14 protein-coding genes and 2 rRNA genes are annotated in these 15189 nt (G+C 59.4%); 2 read left to right on the top strand and 14 right to left on the bottom strand.

Annotated features, from left to right (window positions below; all coding sequences use genetic code 11):
• Positions 1–894, top strand: a complete 894-nt coding sequence (locus KQI84_11275) for a S1/P1 nuclease (GenBank protein MCB2155457.1) — start codon at positions 1–3, stop codon at positions 892–894.
• A 9-nt stretch (positions 895–903) separates the two neighbouring features.
• Here KQI84_11275 and KQI84_11270 read toward each other — a convergent pair whose 3' ends face one another.
• Positions 904–2364 (bottom strand): oligosaccharide flippase family protein, encoded by a 1461-nt coding sequence (locus tag KQI84_11270; protein ID MCB2155456.1) that lies wholly within the window; start codon positions 2362–2364, stop codon positions 904–906.
• A 44-nt stretch (positions 2365–2408) separates the two neighbouring features.
• On the opposite strand from KQI84_11270, the gene KQI84_11265 reads away from it, so the two are divergent.
• Positions 2409–3230: a hypothetical protein gene (locus KQI84_11265; GenBank protein MCB2155455.1), complete on the top strand. Its 822-nt coding sequence runs from the start codon at positions 2409–2411 to the stop codon at positions 3228–3230.
• On the opposite strand, the gene KQI84_11260 is transcribed toward KQI84_11265, so the two are convergent.
• The 13 genes from KQI84_11260 to KQI84_11200 form a co-directional block, all read right to left on the bottom strand.
• A complete protein-coding gene (locus tag KQI84_11260) occupies positions 3231–4484 on the bottom strand; it encodes a L,D-transpeptidase family protein (GenBank protein MCB2155454.1) in 1254 nt (417 codons plus the stop codon).
• Positions 4485–4620: 136 nt separating this feature from the next.
• Positions 4621–5172 (bottom strand): DUF2878 domain-containing protein, encoded by a 552-nt coding sequence (locus KQI84_11255; protein ID MCB2155453.1) that lies wholly within the window; start codon positions 5170–5172, stop codon positions 4621–4623.
• A complete protein-coding gene (locus KQI84_11250) occupies positions 5169–6440 on the bottom strand; it encodes a cyclopropane-fatty-acyl-phospholipid synthase family protein (protein ID MCB2155452.1) in 1272 nt (423 codons plus the stop codon). The genes KQI84_11255 and KQI84_11250 overlap by 4 nt, the downstream gene beginning before the upstream one ends.
• Positions 6437–7213, bottom strand: a complete 777-nt coding sequence (locus KQI84_11245; GenBank protein MCB2155451.1) for a DUF1365 domain-containing protein — start codon at positions 7211–7213, stop codon at positions 6437–6439. The genes KQI84_11250 and KQI84_11245 overlap by 4 nt, the downstream gene beginning before the upstream one ends.
• The gene (locus KQI84_11240; GenBank protein ID MCB2155450.1) at positions 7213–8460 is read right to left on the bottom strand and encodes an FAD-dependent oxidoreductase; all 1248 of its coding nucleotides are present in this window, start codon (positions 8458–8460) and stop codon (positions 7213–7215) included. Before KQI84_11240 ends, KQI84_11245 begins: the two co-directional genes overlap by 1 nt.
• Positions 8457–9224: an SDR family NAD(P)-dependent oxidoreductase gene (locus KQI84_11235; protein ID MCB2155449.1), complete on the bottom strand. Its 768-nt coding sequence runs from the start codon at positions 9222–9224 to the stop codon at positions 8457–8459. Before KQI84_11235 ends, KQI84_11240 begins: the two co-directional genes overlap by 4 nt.
• The gene (locus tag KQI84_11230) at positions 9221–10174 is read right to left on the bottom strand and encodes an acyl-CoA desaturase (GenBank protein MCB2155448.1); all 954 of its coding nucleotides are present in this window, start codon (positions 10172–10174) and stop codon (positions 9221–9223) included. Before KQI84_11230 ends, KQI84_11235 begins: the two co-directional genes overlap by 4 nt.
• Positions 10164–11108, bottom strand: coding sequence for a helix-turn-helix domain-containing protein (locus KQI84_11225; GenBank protein ID MCB2155447.1), 945 nt, complete (start codon positions 11106–11108; stop codon positions 10164–10166). Before KQI84_11225 ends, KQI84_11230 begins: the two co-directional genes overlap by 11 nt.
• Positions 11109–11323: 215 nt before the next feature.
• Positions 11324–12772 (bottom strand): aldehyde dehydrogenase EutE, encoded by a 1449-nt coding sequence (locus KQI84_11220; protein MCB2155446.1) that lies wholly within the window; start codon positions 12770–12772, stop codon positions 11324–11326.
• A gap of 146 nt (positions 12773–12918) precedes the next feature.
• Positions 12919–13845: an SGNH/GDSL hydrolase family protein gene (locus KQI84_11215; protein ID MCB2155445.1), complete on the bottom strand. Its 927-nt coding sequence runs from the start codon at positions 13843–13845 to the stop codon at positions 12919–12921.
• A complete protein-coding gene (locus KQI84_11210; GenBank protein MCB2155444.1) occupies positions 13838–14356 on the bottom strand; it encodes an adenine phosphoribosyltransferase in 519 nt (172 codons plus the stop codon). The genes KQI84_11215 and KQI84_11210 overlap by 8 nt, the downstream gene beginning before the upstream one ends.
• A 192-nt stretch (positions 14357–14548) precedes the next feature.
• Positions 14549–14664 (bottom strand): 5S ribosomal RNA (gene rrf, locus KQI84_11205).
• A gap of 101 nt (positions 14665–14765) precedes the next feature.
• Positions 14766–15189 (bottom strand): 23S ribosomal RNA (locus tag KQI84_11200); the annotation flags it as partial.

Here is a 15189-nt window from a genome sequence, read left to right as displayed (position 1 = left end):
ATGAGAATCGAGAATCGTGGGACGAGGAAGGTATTTCCCGCACTGGCTTTGGCTATCCTGCTGGCAGTTGGATCTGCCTTCGGCTGGAGCGGCGATGGACATCGGGTTGTCGCGGATGTGGCAACGAACCACCTGACGCCCGAGGCGAAGGCAGGCGTGGCCGAACTGCTCGGCCCCGGCGTTTCGCTGGCCGACGTGTCAACGTGGGCAGATCAGGTTCGGCGTGAACGTCGCGATACTGCACCGTGGCACTACGTCAATTACGCGCTGGAGTTGGATGAGCCTGACTTCGACATTATGGAACAGGAAGGTGGAAACGTCGCCTGGGCCGTCGAGGAAATGACGCGCCGTGTGCAAGACGCGGAGCTTCCCAAGCAGGAACGCGAGGAGGCACTGAAATATCTCGTACACCTTGTCGGCGATCTTCATCAGCCGTTGCACTGCGGAACTGGCGATGATCTCGGCGGCAACAAGATTAAGGTTCTCTGGAACGGAGAAGAGACGAACCTGCACAAGGTGTGGGATTGGAACATCATGCACTCCCGCAACCTGTCCCGGGAGGAAATCGTCGAAGATATCGAGTCGAAGATCACGCCGGGTGGGATTGCCAGCACGCAGCGCGGAAGACCATATGACTGGATGGTCGAGTCGCACAAGTACGCCCGCGACTTCGCATATGCCGGCATGCAGAAGTACGGAGAACAGACGGAGAATGGCGTGGATCTTGGCGGTCGTTATGCGGACGCGATGTGGCCGCTGACCGAGCGCCGACTGGCCGAAGGCGGTCTGCGCCTGGCGATGATCCTGAATCATTTGTTTCCAGATTTCGAGACCGCAGCGAACGCGGAGGAACGGCCAGACTGGCCGCAGGGCGATGTCGAGATTGGATCGTAGTAAGGACGCCTAAGCTGCCTTGCCTAATACGCGCCGAATTTCGGAAGCGCACAGCCCCAAAATCACAAGACCATACACGGCGCCGCCGGCGATCAGACGCACGGCGGCGCCGATGTCTGTTGCGGGCGTGACGTATCTCCCCGCGATCAATACGAGCAGCGAAGCCAATGTCGCGTAGATGACCGGCGAAAGCGCTTCGCCGTAAGAGAATTTGAGAAGGCGCTTCAGCAGCACATTGCAGCAGAACGCCAACGTTGCCAATGACGCTGCCGTGACGCCGATTGCGGCGCCTTCGATACCCGCGAGTCGAACGCCCAACCACGCGCTGCCCGCGATCAACGGCAGATTCACGATGCTGATCCCAAGCAATGCCTTTGTCCGCCCGCGCGCAATATAGACCTGCCCCCAATGCACGAACGCCAGGCGCATGGCCGCAAGCGTCGTGAAACACTGGAATGGGAAGAGCGCAGGAATCCACTTCTCGCCAATCAGCCATCGGATTAGCGCATCGCCTTCCGTCCACATCAAGATGACGGGAAGGAATGCAATCACCGCCGCATATCGCGTTACAAGCCGGAGCCCGCGAGCAAGGTGTGCATCGTCCCGCGTCTTCGTGAAGGAGGGAAACACGACGCCCGTGAGGATCACGTTGAACTGATTCAGATAGTGGGGATAGCGATACGCCGCATAGTACAAGCCGACCATCGTATAGCCAACGGCTTGTTCGACAATCAGGTAGTCGACGTTCGTGTAGGCGAATGTCAGCGCCGTCGTGAACATCAGCGGCCCGCCAAAAACGAACAGCCTGCGGAGAGTCTCCCGATCGAAAGCAAGAAGTGGAACGAATCCCGCCGCAATCCACATGAATGTGGCGGTGGCAACAGTGCGGGCGATCAAGCCAACGATGAATGTCCAGGCTCCGAGCCCAGCGAGCGCAGAAACAACCAGGGCGCCGCTGCCGATGGCGACGCCGCTGAATTGCGCGAGATTCACTCGTCCAAATCGAAGTGCCCGATCGAGCACAGCCCGAGGTAGCATCAACCGCTCGGCGACGATCCAGATTGCCAATGCCCGGGCGAAGGGAATCTGCTCGGGCTTGCCAAGGAACTCAAGCAGCGGAGCACAGGCGATCGCCCACGCGCCCGCGACGAGAAGACCAAGTGACAGCTCGAACCAGAAGACCGTAGAGACCGCCCGGCGATCGTCGTCCTTGTCGCGAATCAGAAACTTGAGACCGGAGACTTCACTGAAGCAACTGATGAACCCGGTCAATGCCTGGGCGATGGCGAAAACACCGAAATGCTCCTCGGCCAGAACGCGAACGAGCACCAATTGCGCCGCCATGTCCACGGCGGTCTTGCCAACGGTCCCGAAAGAAGCGAACTTGAGTCCGCGCACAGCTTTCGCGCGAAGGGCCGTGGCCGGCCCTGCAGCGTCTTGCCCGCGAGCGCTGTCGTCCGAAGAAATCATGCGGCCATCGACACCGCGAACGGCCAACAACGTCAAGGACTGCCATGATGGCGAACGACAATTCGAAGCCGATGTTCGGAGGGCGCCCCGAGGGACTGACGCCGCTCGGGCGGCTGAGCCAGTACATGAACTTCCGCCGGGTCTGCGACGAGCCGCCCACCATGGCGATGGAGGATCATCGCGCGGTGCTGGTGGCGGCGTGGGCGGCGCAGCAGCAAGGCCTGTTCGGTGAAGAACCGCCGCTGCTCTTTCGGTTCGATGCTCACCCGGACGTCGGCGAGCGCCCCCGCCCTTGGGCTCACGAAGCCGCGCAACTGACGGATCTGGATTCCGTGCATGCAGTCGCAAACGACCAGCGCCACGACGATGGCGGCTGGGTGATCAGCGCGCTGCAGTTCGGCCTGGCGGCGGATGTCGCGACGTTCTTCGTCCACGACTACCATCGCTTTCCCGGCGACGATGGCGCCTACACCGATCACCGTGATCGCCGTCACGAGATGTGGAGCTACTCTACGTTGAGCGAGTGGAAAGCGGGGCTCGACGCCGATAGCGCAAAGGCCTGGCGCCTGCAGGCGCGCCTGGATCGCGCACTGCGAACGGGCAGCCTGTGGGTGGACTTCGATCTGGATTTTGCGACCGCGCGCGAGGACGACGACGCGATTCGCCTGTGGACGGAAGAGGAATGGAGTGCGGCCTTTGGCCGTTCGGAGTTGGAGATCCTGGCGAAGGCGCTGGCCGGCGCAAACCTTGTCACGATCGCCAGCGAGCCGGTCTTCTGCCTGGGACTGAAAGGGGCCGGCACCGTTGCCGAAAGGCTGAAACGATTGCCGGCCCCGATATTCGGCCAGTGTTTTGGCGCGCTGTGATCAGCGCGACGCGATCTTGCGATCCTGCTGCGGCGGCGGAATCTCGCCCGCCTGAATGACCTTGTGGCGCGTAAGATCCTGCTGTCCGGTGATGCGCAGCGGAGTCCCAATCGTCAGCAGGTCGAAGAGTTCCTCGACATCTTCCTTTGCCAATCCGATGCAGCCGTTGCTGGCGTACTCGCCGACGGTTTCGGGATGAATCGTGCCGTGAATGCCGAGGATATCGCCCTCGAAGGCCATCCAGCGCGTGCCAAGTTCATTGTTCGGATCGCCGGCGGTGTAGACGCGCCCGTCGCCGGGCCGCCAGACGGGGTTTTCCTTCTTGTTCAGAATCTTGTAGTCGCCGGTCGGCGTGGTGCCGGCGACGCGGCCGGTGCGGACGGGATAGCTCTTCACGAACTCGCCGTGGTTATACAGGGTCATCTCGTTCTCTGCGATGTCGCAGACGAGGGAGAAGTCAACCGACGGAATCACCAGGGTCTGGCCGACGCGCAGCTTGCGGGGATCGTCGATGTTGTTGGCTTCCATCAGCAATTCGGGCGTCAGATCGTGCGCGCGAGCGATGTCGTATATCGCGTCGCCGCGCTCCACGGTGTAAATGGCGTCCTGGCCGGTGCCGCTCTGGCCGCGCATCAGCGACTTGAGATTCATCTCGCCCAGGTGCTGGCGAACGCGGCGCTCGACATCCGGGGAAAGCCCATCGGTGGAAACGAGGCGCGTCAGGCGGCGACGCGCGGCGGCATTGTCGCCGAGCGCAAGTTGCTGCTCGGCCAATGCAAGCTTGAGTTGTCCCGTTCCGGGGTGATCGGGGTGCTCGTCGATGAAGTCTTCGACGGTCTTCAGCAGACCCGGCTTCGACAGCCCTGCCGTGGCGACCTCCGCAGACAGGCGATGCAATTCGACAGTCGTGCGTGAGGGGGCATCAGGGAATTCGTCCAGATACTGCTCGGCAGCGACGACGACCTCATCCTGGCGGCCCGTTTCGGCCAGCGCCATGATGTTCACCAACTGGGCATCCTGGCCCAGCTTGGCGGTGCCGTCTTCGCCTCGCAGTTCATCGATCACTGCCAGTGCCTTGTCCGGCTGATCCTGCTGCAGGAATTTCCGTGCGAGTGCCATCTGCTGATCTGCGCCGGGGCGCTGCTCGGCGGGCGTCGTGCCGCGCTTCAGGCCGTAAACGACAACGACGGCGCCGAGCGCAACGAACACGACGAAAACGATGGCAATTTGCTTCAGGGGATCCATGCGCCTCATGGGACAAACCTCTCAAGAACGGGAGTTTGCGTCGGCCAACGGGAGCGTGAGTTGGAAAAAAAGGAGCCGACGCGGGCTTGCTCCCCGAGTCAAAAAGGCCCGCACGGAACAACGTCAAGATTGAAGTGCGACAGATTCATGATTCGAGCGACTGAAGTTCGCATTCTTCGCCCCGATTGCACGCCTCGCAGCGCTCGCTGACCATCATCGTCAGCGGAAAGACCACCGCCCAAACGACGAAGAGAACAGCGAGTGACGGCCAAACGGTCTCCGGGAAGTCCAGGGCCCCGAGGCGGGCGCCCGCCAGGTAGGAGAACGCGCCGCCCGGAGCGCCAAGGACAGCGGCCAGGATCGGGCGCCCTCTCAGCCAACCGAGTGAGCCGCGCAGTGTCGTTGCGAAGGCCAACCACAAACCTGCCAACCACGGCGGACAGATCCACGCCGGCCCGAGGGCACCACGCGGCTCGAAGACACCCGCAAGCGCCAGTGCCGAATCCAAAATGATCCCTCCCCCCGTGATGGCCAGCAGCAGACGCGTCTCTCCTCGCGGGTCGCTCGCCTGAGCAATACGAACGACGGCACAGAGAAGGACGAGCGGCAGGCCAATCCAATAATGCCCTGCCGCCGCCCCGAGAACGCTCGGCCACCAGGCCGCCTGAAAGAGCAGGAAGTTCAGTGCGTTCTTCATCTGATCTCCGCCAGGATTGGATCGCGACGATTCGCCGGCCGGGCGAATGTCATCTGGGTCACCGCGATGTTGCGCTCCAGGAAACCACCTTCGCAGTAGCAGAGGTAGTAGTCCCACAGGCGGATGAACTCCTCGCTGAAGCCAAGTCCGCGGACCTCGCCGAGGCGCTGGAAGAAACGCTCGCGCCACATGCGCAACGTTCGCGCGTAGTGCGGTGCGAAATCCTCGAAGTGAACCATCTTCATGTCTCCGACGTTTGTTGCCGCCTGCAGCAAGGCCGTCGTCGACGGAATGCAACTGCCAGGGAAGACGTAGCGCTGGATAAAGTCCACGGATCGACGCGCACTTTCATACACATCGTCACGAATCGTGATTGCCTGCATGGCGCAAAGCCCATCGGGCTTCAGGAGCTTGCAGCATTGTTCCATGAAGGTCTCGTAGTACTGCCAACCGACAGCTTCAATCATCTCGATGGAGCAGATCTTGTCGTACTGCCCCTCGAGGCGACGGTAGTCTTTGAAGAGAATCTCGACCCGATCCTGCAGACCTGCCTCGCGGACTGCGTTGACGGCGTAGTTGAATTGCTCCTGCGAGATCGTGGTCGTTGTAACCCGGCATCCGTATTCGCGCGCGGCGTGGATTGCAAAGCTGCCCCAGCCGGTTCCGATTTCGAGAACGTGATCGGTCGGCTGCAGGTCGAGCTTTTGGCATAGCCGATCGATCTTCGCGATGGAGGCTTCTTCCAGCGTCGCCTCTTCCGATTCGAAGAAGCCGGACGAATAGGTCATCGTCTTGTCGAGGAAGAGTTCGTAGAACTCGTTGCCAAGATCGTAATGCGCCTCGATGTTGCGGCGACTTCCTTCGATCGAGTTCTGGCGCAGTTTGTGGAAGAAACCGAGGATCGACTTCCCGATTCTCGATGCACCGCCATCGACCGATTCAAGGACTTCGCGATTCCGAACGAACAGACGCACGAGAGTCGTCAAGTCGTCGGCCGACCAGTAGCGCCTCATGTAGGCTTCACCCGCGCCGACACTTCCCTCGTAAGCGGACATGGAATAGAATCGCGTATCGTGAACGCGAAGGGTGGCCTGCAAGCCTCCGGGCTGACCAAATGTATCGGTCCCGAATTCGTCTTCGACTGTTAGTTGCCCTTCGGTGATCTTCGCAAGCGTCGCGAGGATTTTCTGGCGAGCGATCTTCTGCAGGAAAGGAAGTCGCGCACTCAAACGTGTCTTGGTAAGATTGGGGATAATGCTTTCACTCATGATCTGGACTCCGAAAGTTGAGTTCTTTTCTTGGGATGCGTGTGGAATGTGGCGCCCTTCATGCGCAGCCGCAGGGCATTCCAGTAAATGCCTGCAATAACCTGCATCGTCATGAAGGGGTACTTGATCAGTCGAAGGTTCAGAGCGCCTGGCGTAATTTCATGGCGCTCCAGGTTCATTGTGGCGTCGAAGATCGTTCGATCTCCCTTGTGGTTTTCCATGTGAATCAGGATGTTCTTCGCCGGATCCATGAATCGCCATTCATACCGGTGTTCCATCTCCATGAAGGGAGAGACGTGGAAGTCCTTGTCGAAACGGAAGACCTTGCGCTTCTCCGTTCCCTCATTGTCGCCCCTGGGGTGAACGTAACAGTGACGCTCCCCCCATGGGGTATTCGTGATCTCGGTGACAATCGCGTCGACGTTTTCACCGCTCTCGTCGAAACAGTAATAGAAAGAAGCCGGATTGAAGATGTAGCCGAAGTATCGCAGATGCGTCAGCAAACGGATCGGACCCCGAGGGCGTGGCGCGCCACTCTCCTCGACAAGGTCACGAATGGTCTGATCCAGGGGTTCGTTTGGATCGCCGACGTGATCCGCGCGAGAAAAGCGCGCAAGGGCAGCCCTGCGGGCAGACCACAGCCGCATCCCGTCGAAGAGCTGCGGGAGCTCTGCAAGATCCAGGTACATCATGAACATCTTGTACCGGAAGGCGTGCTCGACAGGTTCGAACCGTCGGTGGCGCACCCAGCCTTCGAAGATCGCGCTATGCATCACAGTTCCTTCCCGAAGGCGTGACAGACGCGCAGAGCGCTCTTCACCCCGTCTTCGTGGAATCCGTAGCCCCAGTAAGCGCCGCAGAAGAACGTATCGCGTACGCCATTAACTTCTTCCCAACGCTGCTGCGCTCGAGTGCCTGCGGGCGTGTAGATCGGGTGATCGTAGTCGAAAGCTCGAAGCCTCCGAGTTGGATCGATTTCGTTTTCGCGGTTCAGTGTCACGCAGTACGTCTGCTCTGTGCGCAAACTCTGGAGAATGTTCATGTTGTAAGTAATCGCCGCCGTCTTTCGTTCCGGCGAAGTTACGTGATAGTTCCAGGCTGCCCAAGATCGCCGCAGTTTCGGCATCATGCGCGCATCCGTGTGCAACACAGTCCGATTCGGCTGGTATGGGATTGCACCAAGGACTTCGCGCTCTGCATCGGTGGGGTCTTCGAGCATCCGAAGAGCCTGGTCGCTGTGGGCGGCAATGATCACTCGATCGAATCGCTCCTCACCTCTTGCACTCGAAATCCAGACGCCATCCTCTGCGCGTCGGATTTTCTGCACGGGGGTTTTCAGGCGAATTCGATCCTCAAAAGGCCGAATGATTTTGTCCACGTAGCGCGAGGAACCGCCCTTGATAACACGCCACTTCGGGCGATCGTTGACCGAGAGCATCCCGTGGTTTCGAAGGAATCCAGCAAGGTACTTCGCCGGCATCTGATCGAAGTGTTGCGGATTGGCAGACCAGATCGATGAGCCAATCGGAATCAGATAGTGCTCCAGGAATTCGGGCGAGAAGTTCTCATGCGCAACGAATTCCCCAAGCGTCATTGCCTCCTTACCCACGCCATTGCTGGCAAGCCTGGTCGCCTCCTTGTTGAAACGGAGGATGTCGAAGATCATCCGGTGGAAAGAAGGACGCAGGGCATTCATGCGCTGGGAGAACAAGCCGTTCAGATTGGTTCCATTGTACTCCAGGCCGTTCATCTCGTTGCGCACGCTGAAGCTCATATCGCTTGTCTGGGACTCAACGCCGAGTTGATCGATCAGCTTGATGAAATTCGGGTAGGTCCAATCGTTGAAGACAATAAAGCCCGTATCGACAGCGTGCTGCCCATCTTCGGCGTCTACATCTACGGTGTTAGTATGACCACCGATGTAACCGTTCGCTTCGAAGATCGTGAGGTCATGTTCGCCATGCAGCAAATGCGCACAGACGAGTCCGGAAATTCCTGATCCGACGATTGCGATTCTCATTTGCTTACCGCCATTCTGGTCATCAACGCCGTATAGGTAGAATCCGGCAAGTGCGCCATCAGCTTCATCATCAGGATAAACTGCCACGGAAACTTGATTTCGCTGCGCCGCTTCGCGATGCCATCGGCAATGATTCGAGCGGCATCGCTGGTCTCCATCAGGAAGGGCATCGCGAAGTCATTTCGGTCGGTGAGGGGCGACTTGACGAATCCCGGCATCACAATGGTCGTCGGGATGTCGTGCGGCTTCAGTTGGCACCGAAGTCCCTGCAGCATCGCGCGCACCGCAGACTTCGATGCGCAGTATGCTTCCGCGCGCGGCATGCCGCGATAGGCCACCGAGCTACTCATTCCGACAAGATGGCCACTCTTGCTGCGCATCAGTTCCGGCAGGACGGCTTCGATTCCGTGGACGAGACCAAGGTAATTCACGGTCATGATGTGCTCGAAGAGAGCGGAATCGAACTGATCCAGATCCATGTCCTGCCATGTTCCCGCATTCAAGAAGGCCGTATCGATGCCACCCATCTTGTTGGTAATCCGGGCTACCACTTCCTTGAGCGATTCTTTGTCCGTCACATCGCACGGTGCGGCAAAAGCCCTGGGCCCCAGTGCTTTTGCAAGTTTCGAGAGTTTCTCTTCGCTGCGTGCAGAGAGGGCAACGTATGCGCCGCGGCGAGCAAACTCCTTTGCGCAGGCTGCACCGATTCCGGTAGACGCACCGGTGATCCAGATGCGTCGTCCCATGAAGTATCGCTTGCTCATTGCAGCACCTCGCTACCGGCGGCGACGCGTCTCCGCGCGGAAAGACCTTCCTCCAGAATGCGTTCCGGAACAGGCTTCAGCTCGGAGATCAGACCAGCAAAGCTCAGCAGCTTCAGCGTGTAATAGGTCGGATCGAACTCCCACCAGTAGAAGCCCTGGCGCGTTGCTGCCGGATAATGGTGATGGTTGTTGTGCCAGCCTTCGCCCAACGTAATGAACGCGAGCAACAGGCTGTTGCGGCTGTGATCGTCTGTGTCGAATCGCTTCTTTCCGATCATGTGAGCGAGTGAATTGATCAGACACGTTCCGTGGAACAGCACGACCGTGGAGACAAAGAACCCCCACACGAGCATCTGCAGCCCACTTGTTCCAAGGCCGGGCGCAAGGGCATTGAGCCCGGCGCCCAGTCCGAACATTGCGCCTGCAAACACGACAGGGACGACCCAATCGTAACGATCCAGCCAGAGCAACTCGGGGTACTTCGTCAGATCCTTGACCTGCTTCATGTCCGTCGCGAAGTTGCGCGGAGTCGTGATCCAGAGCATGTGGCTCCACAGCAGGCCATGCTGATGCGGAGAGTGAACGTCGTCCTCTTGATCGGAGTGTCGGTGGTGATGCCGATGGTGGGCCGCCCACCAGAGGGGACCGCGTTGGCACGACGTGTTTCCCCAAACCGCCATCACAAACTGAAACCAGCGCGATGTCTTGAATGTGCGGTGCGAGAAGTAGCGGTGGTAGAAACCCGTGATCGCGAACATGCGAACGAAGTACAAAGCGATCGCCACGCCCACGGCAACGGGGCTCCAGCCCACCCAGAGAACGGCGAGACACGCGATGTGCATCGCCCAGAATGGGGCGGTACGAATCCAATCGACGCGGTCGCTGGAATCGCTTTCGGCCGCGCCTTGGTATGCGGAATTATCAAGCCACCCGAGAAGACTACGCTTCATCGTCGGCACCTCCCTTTGTGAGTTTGCTGAATTGATCGCCGGCCGTTTGAGCGAGGCGGGTCATGGAGTGGAGTCGGTAGATGTTTGAGTGCGAAGTCGAATCGAGGCCTGCCGGCAGACCGCGTCCACCGCAGTAGAGCGCACCGTTCCAGCCGGCAAGTCGATCTGCCAGATCCGTCATCTCGCGCACGGGATCCCCGAGCTCGAGGTTCTCTTCAGCGCGACCGCTGATGGCCAGCCAGACGGCGCCCGGTTTGAATTGCTCGACCGCCAGGGCGAGAACTTTCCACGGAACGTCCGGGCCGAAGTTTGTGTCCTGCCAGCGCATCTCGCGAAAGACCATCGCCACGGCAAAGGTCGGAACCTGGTATACGTCGCCGGCCGGGGCACAACCGAAAGCCTTCGGAGCATCCGCCGCCGGCACCGGCAGCAGATCGTAGATCCGTCGCAGAATACGCAGCAGGATCTCGGTGGCGCGGTGTTCGATGTAGATGCCTTCGCCCTTGTGCTTCCAGAGTTCGCCGATCCGGGCGAGCGTCCCCGAGACCGGTCCGTCGATCAGCTCCGCCACTGAGCGGCCTTCGAGGAAGAGCGAAATCAGGAGCGCATTCGCGTCCTGCTCTGCCCCTTCGACCAGGGCGGCGTAGAAGAGTTCCTCTGCATCCGCCCGCTGGGGGGAAGACAGGCGCGGAGCCAGGCCGATCAGTTCGGGATTCACGAACTCCAGATCTGTTTCACGGGTGAAACGAACGGCTTCCGTAAGTGGAATCCGGCGATGGCCACCCGGCGTCCGAATAGCGCGGATCTTCCCACCATCCGCCCATCGTTTGATTGAGGATTCGCTGATGCCAAGGGCATCGGCCAGCTTTCTGGTTGTCAGGACTTTCTCAGTCTCTTGAGGCCTTGAGATCATGTTGTCTGGGGTCAGCACCATTTGATGTCCAGTTTTCTTGGCGTTATCGCCATCAAGTCTGGTCGTACGTGGAGCATGGCGACCGACCGCTTGGCAAGGAAAATATGAACGCTTTGACTGATTTTGTCGAATTAGACGATTCAAAACCTGGACAAACTGGCGTTGTGTATAGAAAAAGGGGGCAAACCAAGTGTCTGGCTCGCCCCCTGAAGGAATACGGATCTGTGAGTCAGCAGCTACACGATGCGGAAAGAGTCCACCAGGGTACAGCGGCGCTTGCGGGTGAAGGTGCGGGCGCTGGTCAGGCCCTCGCCCGTCGGCGAGGCGATCGAGAAGCTGGTGTAGCCCTCGCCGCCGGCCGCCAGGCCCTGGGCGCTGGAACCGTTCTTGACGAAGATCGATGCATCGCATCGCTTCGCCATCACCGACATGTTCTCGATGTTCCGGCTGTGCATGCATGCCGTATGACGATAGCCGTGCTCGGCTTCGATGGCCATATCGATGGCCTCCCAAACGTCCTTGCAACGAACGAGTGGCATGAAGGGCATGAGTTGTTCTTCCTGCACCCAAAGGTGATCGAATTCGACTTCGCCGAAGAGCAGCGGAACATCGTCGCCGACGCCGGTCATGCCGATCGTTTCGGCAAGCACACGCGCGTTTCTCCCGACGAGATCGCGATTCGTGATGACCGAATCGCCTTTGCGAATGAACGCCTTTTCCGCCAACTGATCGATCTGCTGGCGCGTCAGTTCGACGTTGCCCTTGCGACGCATCGCTTCGCGCAATTGTTCAAAGACGCTTTCGACACAGAAGACTTCCTTCTCGCCAATGCAGAGGACGTTGTTATCGAATCCGCCGCCCTCCGTAATGCAATGTGCGGCGTTGTCGATGTCCGCCGTTTCATCCACAACGACGGGGGGATTCCCCGGTCCGGCGGTGATCGATTTCTTGGGAACGGCCAGAGCGGCTTTCACGACACCGGGGCCGCCAGTCACCATGATGATACGAGTCTTTGGATGGTTAAACATCACGCCCGCGGATTCGATTGTCGGTTCGGCAATACAGACGATCAGGTTCGGCGGAGCGCCAGCCTGCATCATCGCGCGATTCAGAGTTCGCACGGCATCGGCGAAAACGGCCTTGCCGGCGGGATGCGGATTGAAGACGGCCGTGTTACCTCCCGCGATCATCGAGATCGCGTTGTTAATCAATGTCGGCACGGGATGTGTGCTCGGCGTGACGGCGGCAATCAACCCGTAGGGTGCGGGCTCTTCGAGCACCAGGCCGCGGTCGCCGGTACGCGCCCACGGCGCCAGGTCCTCGGTGCCGGGCGTCTTCTTGCAGACCACGTCGAACTTAATCATCTTGTGCGGCACACGACCCATGCCGGTTTCGGCCACGGTCATCTCGGCCCAGCGACGTGCTTCGCGCAGACCCACTTCGCGCAGCACGGAGATGTACGTTTCGCGATCGGCGACGGACTTCTCGCGCAGCGCATAGAACGCGCGCTCGCCTGCCTCGATGGCGGCATCCATATCGGGAAAGACGCCGTAGTCGCCCGTCGGGCCACTGTCGGTCGGCGGATTGTACTTCGGATAGATGGGCGATGGAGGCGAGGCCGGCCGTGGGGCCGCTCCCCCGCCGGAGGATCCATTCGCGCGCGGCAACGAGCCGCCCTTCACCATCCGTCCTACGACTTCTTCGACGATCGATTGAATCTGTTCCGAATTCACGGTCCATCTCCTGTGGGTCAGAGCCTGCGACCCGCCAGAGTAGGAAAGCAAAGCCCGAGGACTCAAGGGCGAAGTGGAGCCGGGTCAAGTGGGTGCGGCTAGTACACCAGGAATCCCGCGGGTGCTGCCGGCCTCGGACCGAGAGCATCTTTGTAGAACTTGTCGAAGCAATTCAGCGCCATGTAGTAATAGCCCTGATCGCTGATGTGAATGCAGTCGTCGCCATCGCTGTCCATGGCCTCGGGAGGAGTCGGCAACGACGGGTCGCCAGGCGGGGTGATGGTGAACGGATCGATGTTCTGGGAGGGATAACCGTACCAGTACTGCATCAGTCCGAGCGTGCTGACGAACGTCACTCGATCCTTGGTCGCTGCATAGGCGGTGATTTCCGCCTCGAGACCGATCAGCGCGTTGTTCAGTTCGAGCGTCGTGGGATGTCCGGCGTTGAGCCAGATCAGCCAGCAGGAATACTCCGAGCCGTCGAGTGAGTCCTCGAAGTTCGGATAGTCGTACGCCGTCAGGAGAACCTGGACATCCGGCCGCGCGTCGAGCGCCCGATCCACCACGGTATCGATGTCGCCCACGATGCGATCGAAGAGCGCCTGCTCATCCTCATCGCTGAGATCCGCCGACCAGCCGTTCCCAGCCTGGCCGGCCAGAAGATCGTTTCCGCCAAGACTGATGTGCACGATATCGATCGATGGATTCTCGTCCAGTTCATCATCGATCATCAGAAGGAATGGCTCTGTTTGCCATTCGGAAGCCGTTGTTCCGCCGATCGCGGTCTTATCGCCCTTCTCCAGAATTCCGGTGTAGCCGTTTTCGGCGAAGACTGTCCGAAGGGACTCTGCATTCCAGAGATGCTCGGCCCAACTATCGCCGACGAGTAGTACACGGTACGTATCGGCGCGAGATGCTTGCTTCCCGCCTTCTCCGTTTGCTCGCAGAGTCGCGACCGTGCAGACAGCCAAGACAAGAATGACCGCGAGCCAATGCGCGGACTTTCTGGAAGATCGATTAATCATCGATCACGACTTCACAGTGGATTTCGAAGTCCTTCAGGCGGTCACGGCCTTTCAGGAACGCGAGCTCGATGAGAAGCCACATCCCGGCGATCTGGGCGCCGGATTTCTGGACAAGTTTCGCCGCGGCTTCCAGTGTCCCGCCGGTTGCCAACAGATCGTCGACGATCAGAACACGATCATCGGCGGAGAGCGCGTCTTTGTGCAGTTCGACGGTCGCCTCGCCGTACTCGAGCGCGTATGACTCGGTAAAAACATCGGCGGGGAGTTTGCCGGCTTTGCGGACCGGGACGAATCCAAGTCCAAGCGCATGCGCGAGGGCCGCGCCAAAGATGAATCCACGCGATTCGATTCCAACGATCTTCGTGAGACCCGCGGCGTGATAGCGTTCGGCGATTCCGAAAATGACCGCGTTGAATGCCGCGGGATCGCCCAGCAGGGGCGTGATATCTTTGAATTGAATACCTGGCTTGGGGAAATCGGGGATGGTGCGAAGTTTACTGGCAATGTCCATGGGTGAGCGCGCTCCGTGTTGGTTGGTCACTGGAGCGAGATTGCGCGGAGGGTCGATCAGGCGCAAGAGCGGAAAGGCGGGGGGATGGGACGAATAGCTCGCAGCGGTCACTGTGCTGTGCCGCCGGTACGTGAAGTAAAAACAGAAAATCGCCCCGCGGGAAGGGGTTCCCAGCGGGGCGATTTTCGAAGGATTTGGCGATTACCTACTCTCCCACGCCCAGAGAGCGCAGTACCATCGGCGGAGCGAGGCTTAACTGCCGTGTTCGGAATGGGTACGGGTGTGACCCTCGCCCTATTGTCGCCAAAAGTTTTGAGACAATTTCCATGTGCGTAGAAAAGATGCGTGTACCGAGCAATCGAAGTGCACGGATTGTATTGAGAGAATTGCGGCGATGGCGGAAAAATAATCCACCAAGCCTCACGAGTGATTAGTACGGGTCAGCTCCACGCATTGCTGCGCTTCCACATCCCGCCTATCAACCTGGTAGTCTTCCAGGACTCTTTAGTGGCATAAGCCAAGGGATATCTTATCTTGGGGCCCGCTTCCCGCTTAGATGCTTTCAGCGGTTATCGGATCCGAATATAGCTACCCGGCGATGCACCTGGCGGCACAACCGGAACACCAGAGATTCGTCCAACCCGGTCCTCTCGTACTAGGGTCAGAACCCCTCAAATATCCTACGCCCACAGCAGATAGGGACCGAACTGTCTCACGACGTTCTGAACCCAGCTCACGTACCACTTTAATTGGCGAACAGCCAAACCCTTGGGACCTGATACAGCCCCAGGATGTGATGAGCCGACATCGAGGTGCCAAACCTCCCCGTCGAT

It is taken from the genome of bacterium (genome assembly GCA_020444065.1).
Classification (GTDB): domain Bacteria; phylum Sumerlaeota; class Sumerlaeia; order SLMS01; family JAHLLQ01; genus JAHLLQ01.
Note: the sequence above shows the minus strand (reverse complement) of the source record. Positions and strands in the feature narration are given on the sequence as shown.